At 42.7% G+C, this 7,395-nt stretch carries 5 protein-coding genes; 4 read left to right on the plus strand and 1 reads right to left on the minus strand.

Features of this window, described 5'->3' with window-relative positions; all coding sequences use genetic code 11:
- On the plus strand, positions 1 to 209 hold a 209-nt coding region (locus PLH26_RS11955), incomplete at its 5' end, for a hypothetical protein (RefSeq protein WP_324586254.1).
- On the opposite strand, the gene PLH26_RS11960 is transcribed toward PLH26_RS11955, so the two are convergent.
- Positions 202 to 1,143, minus strand: coding sequence for a GyrI-like domain-containing protein (locus tag PLH26_RS11960; protein ID WP_324586255.1), 942 nt, complete (start codon positions 1,141 to 1,143; stop codon positions 202 to 204). The two genes, PLH26_RS11955 and PLH26_RS11960, sit on opposite strands and share 8 nt — an antisense overlap.
- Positions 1,144 to 1,356: 213 nt before the next feature.
- Between PLH26_RS11960 and PLH26_RS11965 the strand changes: the two genes are divergently transcribed.
- The 3 genes from PLH26_RS11965 to PLH26_RS21785 form a co-directional block, all read left to right on the plus strand.
- Entirely contained in the window at positions 1,357 to 4,695 is a 3,339-nt protein-coding gene (locus PLH26_RS11965) for a VCBS repeat-containing protein (protein WP_324586256.1), read from the plus strand.
- Between the two features lie 9 nt (positions 4,696 to 4,704).
- Positions 4,705 to 7,329: a VCBS repeat-containing protein gene (locus PLH26_RS11970; protein WP_324586257.1), complete on the plus strand. Its 2,625-nt coding sequence runs from the start codon at positions 4,705 to 4,707 to the stop codon at positions 7,327 to 7,329.
- Positions 7,330 to 7,338: 9 nt separating this feature from the next.
- A partial coding sequence (locus PLH26_RS21785; protein ID WP_502876385.1) for a hypothetical protein occupies positions 7,339 to 7,395 on the plus strand: 57 nt, incomplete at its 3' end.

Consider the following 7,395-nt stretch of genomic DNA (forward strand, 5'->3'; position numbering starts at 1 on the left):
GGCAGGACGCAAGCTTTGGGCATGTTTTACTTAACGACAATGGCGTGTTCAAATGGGTAAGTCCGGCAAGATCGGGATTACGGGTTGAAGGCGAAATAAAAGATATACTTTCTTTTAATAAAGAAAAAGATAAGTATTTTTTGTTTTTCAGGAACAACGACTACCCGGTACAGTACGAAATGAAAAATGCGCCGGTGGGTATCAGATAACCGGGCAATATATCCGCGTTATCCATTTAGTGCTGTCCTTTTCAAGCTGCCTGTTGGTTATTAAAGACTGGAAGGATATCGCAGCTAAGGTTTTGTTGAAATCATGCACGTAGTTCATCATCTGTTTGCAGGCGTGCTCAACGGCGATCCTTCCCCCGGTAATATCATTCGATACCAGGATATTACCACGCACCATTCTTTTTATAACGATACCGTGCTCCTCTTTCACTGGTTGGCTTACGGGAAGCGCTACCCGGAGCAAATATGTTGAGCCGTCTTCTTTTGTAATATTCATCATAGGATAACCCGTAACGGGAGCTTTTTCATCCTCTGCAGCTTTGGCAAGCTTGTTGATCAACGTATATATTTCATCGGTAGATGGAGGATGGGTAAATACCGCCTGGGTATTTAACAGCAACGTATCCTTTACGATTTGGTTTGTTATTGCTATGCCATAAACGTTTTGAAGGTCGCTCATGAATTTTTGCGCAGCATACAGGATGTTTTTCATATCATCACCAACCCTCTTAGCATGCATATACCGGCTGATCCGGGTAAAAGGATTACTGCTTACAGAAATGGAACCTTTCCACGAAAGCAGAACAGAATCGGCATTGTATTCTACAATAGAAAGGATCGTTTTGTAGCTGTTGCTGCCATACTTTACGCCGATAGCAACGGCATATAAGCCAGGCAGTTGCGGTTCATAGATCGTGTTATTATACCTTAATGCATTGATTGGTGATGTATTGCTTTCCGAACCCGGCCACCATTTCTTCCATAAATGGATATCATTGATCGCCCGGTTAACCGTATTTTTCTTTGCCTTAACAAAAACAGTCTCATCTATCTTTACCCGGGAAGGTATCAAAAAGCTCACCCCGGCCGCTAAAATAGCAGCTATGAAAACAAAGGCTATAATTTTTCTTTTCATTGTGTTCAAGTCAAAACAATTGCTGCAAAATAATAATGATATGGCAGAAAATGTGTTAACAGGTTTAAGAAAGGATTTTTTCAATATGCGCTATACATTAATTCATGTAATATCACTACTTTAGTATAGCTTACCATCCGGATTTGGCACCATCGCTTTTATGGGCGCATAACTTTCTATACGGTTTCGGGTTAAAAGTAAAAAGAACCTTTGATGCGGATTACATACCTGTTTTTTCTATCCATTATTATAAGTCTCATCTTTTCTGCTGCCTGCACAAAAGCGGGCAGGCAGGCATCCCGTCCTGCCTTTGTTGTGCTGGAGCATAATAATACCGGCCTTGATTTTAATAATACGCTCACGCAAACGAATACGCTGAACATGTTCAGCTATATGTATTTTTATAATGGCGCCGGGGTGGGCGCAGGAGATTTTAATAATGACGGGTTAACCGATTTGTTCTTTGCTTCCAACCAGGGAAGCAACAAATTGTTCCTGAATGAAGGGAAGCTGTATTTTAAAGATGTGAGCGAAAAAGCAAAAATTCCGCAGGACCATGGCTGGTCAACCGGTGTATCTGTTGTTGATATCAATAACGATGGATTGCTTGATATTTATATTTGCAAGGTTGGAAAATTTGCGGGTTTAAAAAGTGAAAATCAATTGTTGGTCTGTAAAGGGATAGAAAGCGGGGTCCCCTTTTATGAAGATCAGGCAGAACAGTACGGCTTGAATTTTTCGGGTTTTGGTACACAGGCTTCTTTTTTTGATTACGATATGGACGGGGATCTTGATATGTACCTGCTCAATCATGCGCTTCACCACGACGGGTCATTTGCTCCGCGTATAAAATTCCTGAATACTTACGACGCTTTGTCTGGTGACCGCCTTTACCGCAATGATGGAGATCATTTCACCGATGTTACCAGGCAAAGCGGTATCAACAGTTCGGCTATTGGTTACGGACTGGGTATAGCGGTTAGCGATATCAACCTTGATGGTTGGCCGGATATATACATCGGCAATGATTTTCATGAAAATGATTATCTCTATATTAACCGGAAAAACGGAACATTTGCCGATGAAAATACACAGCGGCTTATGCATACCAGTAAGTTTTCGATGGGAGTAGATATCGCGGATGTAAACAACGACGGCTACCCGGAAATAATGACGGCCGATATGCTGCCGGCCGATCCGTATATATTAAAACGTTCTTTGGGAGACGATGACTACGATATCTTTTACGATAAGATCGCTTTTGGCTACAATTACCAGTATTCACGCAATACGCTTCAATACAACAGGAAGAATGGCATGTTCAGTGAAACGGGTTTATATTCGGGCATATACGCAACAGACTGGAGCTGGGCTCCTTTATTGATGGATTTTGATAACGATGGGTTGAAAGACCTGTTTATTTCCAATGGAATTCCCACGAGGTTGAATGATATGGATTACGTTAGGTTCATTTACAACAGCGAAATACAAAAAAGGAGCAGGGATGGCGTTATAGAGAATGCTGACATTGACCTGATGAAAAAATATCCTGAAATAAAGATCCCGAATAAATTTTATAAAAACCAATCAAAGCTGCAGTTTCAGGATATGGAGTCTGCGATAAGCAATGATCTGCCATGCTTTTCAAACGGTGCGGTATATGCTGATTTTGACAACGATGGCGACCTGGATGTGGTGGTGAATAATATTAATGATTTTGTATTATTATACGAAAACAGATCAGTTCAGAACGGCAATGAAGATTTTGTATCTGTTACCTTAAACGGGCCCGAAAAGAACAGAAATGCCTTTGGTGCAAAACTGATTTTATTTGCCAACGGAGGAATACGGCTGTATGAAAACAATCCTGTAAAAGGGTTTATGTCGGGTATGGTCGCGCCAATGCATATCGGGCTTTATCAAACAAAGGTTGATTCGGCCATGCTGGTATGGCCGGACAATTCATTTCAAAAGATCACCCTGCAGCCGGCAACCCGCCATATAGCGTTTACATACACTAAGGACTTACCTGTTTTTGATTACAGTTCAATTGCCGGTTTCAGCAAAAGAGAAAGCAGGTCTGTTACGGACATTACTGCAGAGGTGCAACTTGATTTTATTCATAAAGAGAACAGCTTTAATGAATTTAACCGGGAACCATTGATGCCTCATATGGTTTCAACCGAGGGCCCCGCATTGGCCGTAGCGGATATCAATAAAGACGGGCTGGAAGATATTTTTATAGGTGCATCCAAATCTTTTCACAATGCTGTTTTCTTACAAAAGCCCGGTGGTGTGTTCTTAAAAACGCCGCAGGACTGCCTGTTGCAGGACAGCATGTATGAAGATACAGACGCGGTATGGTGCGATGTAAATAATGATGGAAATATTGATTTGATCGTAGCTTCAGGCGGCAACGAATATTATGGCGCCAATGAGCATTTATTGCCGCGCATATATCTGAATGACGGTAAGGCGAATTTTGCAAAGGCACAAGATCCGTTCACTGATCAATATGTTACGGCATCATGTATTGCATTCAGTGATTTTAATGGTGACGGCTTTGTTGATTTGTTTCTGGGGGGAAGGGTAGTTCCCTGGAACTATGGTGAAACCCCCACCTCTTATTTATTACAAAATGACGGGAAGGGGAAATTTGCAGACGTAACCCTGACCAATGCCAAAGAACTATCAAAAACAGGTATGGTAACAGATGCCTTATGGCTTGATGTGGATAAAGATGGCGACAATGACCTCGTTGTTAGCTGCGAATGGGGACCGATTAGTGTATTCCTGAACACCAATGGGATTTTTACCAAAAAGGATTTGACTGATAAAAAAGGCTGGTGGAATTTTATATTGCCCATAGATATTGATGCGGATGGCGATATGGATTTTGTTGCGGGTAATCTTGGTCTCAATAGCCGGCTGCATGCGTCTGTGCAGGAGCCGGTGCGCCTTTATTTCAATGATTTTGATAACAATGATGGAAAAGAACAGATACTTACTTATTATGTGCAGGGTAAGGAGATTCCTTTTGCCGGCAAAGATGAACTGGAGAAGCAAATGCCTTTGTTAAAGAAAAAATACGCATATGCGGAGGATTTTGCCAAAGCAACCCTGACTGATATTTTTTCTGCAATGAAAATAAAAGATGCAATGGTGCTGTCTGCGGATTATTTCTCCAATGCAATATTGATTAATAATGGCAATTTGAATTTTTCCGTACAGCCTTTACCCTGGGAAGCGCAGCTTACAACATACAGGGATGCCGTGATCGTAGACGCCGATAACGACAGCTTGCCTGATCTGCTGCTGGGGGGCAACTATTACGCCAATAGCATTGCTGCCGGAAGATACGATGCCGATCATGGAACAATATTGATCAATAAAGGAAATGGGAAATTGCAGAGCGAAAATTTAAATGGAACAGTAATAAAAGGGGAAGTCCGTCATATAAAACCAATAAAGATAGCAGGTAAGGATGCTTTTATTGTGGCCAGAAATAATGATAACGCCATGGTATTGAAATTTACGGATCCCGGTAAATGAATGTTGCATATGTTCAAAACCTCTTGCCATTATATAGTCTCCTGTATTGTATTGTTAGGCGCTTGTAAAAGCAAAGAAAAAAACTATGTCCCTCCTGCTGATCCTCTTTTTACACAAATGGATAAAGCATCGACGGGCATTGGCTTTCGCAATGATCTAAAGGAAGAGGCGGGGTTTAATGTGTTTAATTACAGGAATTTTTATAACGGAGCCGGCGTTGGCATAGGTGATATCAACAACGACGGGCTGGCAGATGTTTATTTTACCGGCAACCAGGGAAAGAACCACTTGTACCTGAACAAAGGTGATATGCGGTTTGAAGACATAACTGCAAAAGCCGGCGTGGGAGGATCAAAAGCATGGAGTACCGGCGTGGCAATGGCGGATGTGAACGGCGATGGCTTACTGGATATCTATGTGTGCAATTCCGGTAACATCAAAGGCGATGATCGGGCCAATGAATTGTTCATTAACCAGGGTAATTTGATTTTTAAGGAGGAGGCTGAACGCTACGGGCTTGAAGAAAAAGGAGGATTGACTACCCATGCAGTATTTTTTGATTACGACCTTGACGGCGACCTGGATTGTTATGTGCTCAATAATGGCTTCAGACCTATCTCCAGCTTTGGCTATAACAAAAATATCCGCAATGTGCGCGACTCCGCAGGAGGGCATAAATTATACCGCAATGATGATGTGGGCGGACGGACGAAGTTTACCGATGTAAGTGAACAGGCAGGAATATACGGCAGTGAAATTGGTTTTGGTTTGGGGGTTAGTGTGACGGATGTAAACGGCGATCAGTGGCCGGATATTTATGTAAGCAACGACTTCTTTGAAAAAGATTATCTCTATATCAATCAAAAAGATGGAACGTTTAAAGAATCAATAGAAGAAAGTACCGGACACCTCAGCCTTGCTTCCATGGGCTCCGATATAGCCGATATCAACAACGATGGCAGACCGGATATTTTTACCACCGAAATGCTCCCCGAAGGTGATTACAAATTAAAAACCGTTACTCAATTTGACGATTATGATGTGTTTAATGCAAAAGTAAAGGGAGATTTCTATTACCAGTATCTTCAAAATGCATTGCATTTGAATAACGGGGACAATACTTTTTCGGAGATCGCTTTTTTTGCCAACGTGGCGGCTACCGACTGGAGCTGGGGGGCTTTGATCTTTGATTTTGATAACGACGGATGGAAAGATATACTGGTTTGCAATGGTATTTATAAAGACATAACCGATAAGGATTTCATAAATTTTTTAGCAAACGACAGAAACCGGGTACGGGTAATGACCGAAGGGAAGTTTAATTTTAAAGAATTCCTGGATTCTATTGGTTCTAACCCCATATCGAATTACGCATTCATCAATCAAAAAAACCTTTCTTTTCTGAACCAATCCTACCAGTTGGGATTGGGTATGCCCGGTTTCAGCAACGGCGCCGCCTATGGCGACCTGGACAATGATGGCGACCTGGACCTGGTGGTGAACAATGTAAATATGGAGGCTTTTGTGTACCGCAACAATGCCTCTCAAAAATTGCATAGCGCGTACCTGAAAGTAAAGCTCCTTGGTGCGGGGAAGAACAGCATGGGCATAGGAGCAAAAGTTTCGGTGTATGCCGGCGGACAGGTGCATGAAATGCACCAGATGCTTTCCCGTGGCTTTCAGTCGAGTGTTGATCCTGTGCTGACGATCGGGTTGGGCAGTGTTACCGGTATTGATTCGCTGGTAGTGGTATGGCCGGATCTGAGAAAACAAACGTTGAAGGCAGTGGGCGTTAATAAAACCATTTTGCTGAAACAGGAAGAAGCAACTGAAAAATTTGTTCCCGAGCCTGCCCCCCATATCTTATATACAGATGTAACAACAAAATGGATTTCGGGCGGTTCGGCTCACAGGGAGAATTTATTTATTGATTTTGACAGGGAAAGGCTGATGCCGAAAATGCTCTCAATGGAAGGTCCGAAATGTGCGATGGCAGATGTAAATGGCGATGGACTGGATGATATTTTTATCGGAGGTGCAAAATCCGATTTCGGAAAATTGTTTTTTCAGCAGGCTGATGGAACACTGGTACGGTCCCGGCAACAGGCGTTTGATGTTGCCAATGCCACTGATCAAACGGGTGTTGTATTTTTTGATGCAGACAAAGATGGCGACAATGACTTGTTGGTTGTATATGGAGGTAATGAAGACAAAGGAGCGGCTGCAACGCTGCGACCCCGCTTGTTTTTAAACGATGGCAAAGGAAATTTCTCCTATGCGCCTCAAAATATGCCTGCAATTACAACCAATGCATCTTGTGCAAGGGCTGCAGATATGGACGGAGATGGCGATATTGATCTGTTTATTGGGGGGAGGGTTTTACCCGGTGAATATGGTTTAGCACCCAACTCTTTTCTTTTGGTCAATGACGGCACGGGAAGGTTTACAGACCAAACAGACAAACATGCTCCGGGGTTAAAAAACATTGGAATGGTTACGGATGCCCGCTGGGCAGACACGGATAATGATGGAAGCCCCGAACTTGTTATCGCAGGTGAATGGATGCCATTGACCGTATTCAAAAATACGAACGGCATATTCATGAAAAAAGAGCTTCCGTTTTCCAATGGCTAGTGGAACTGCATCGAGGCCGCAGACCTCAATGGCGATGGGTATTTTGATTTCGTGATTGGCAACCTG

This window comes from Agriterribacter sp. (genome assembly GCF_035444585.1).
In the GTDB taxonomy this organism is placed as follows: Bacteria; Bacteroidota; Bacteroidia; order Chitinophagales; family Chitinophagaceae; genus Agriterribacter.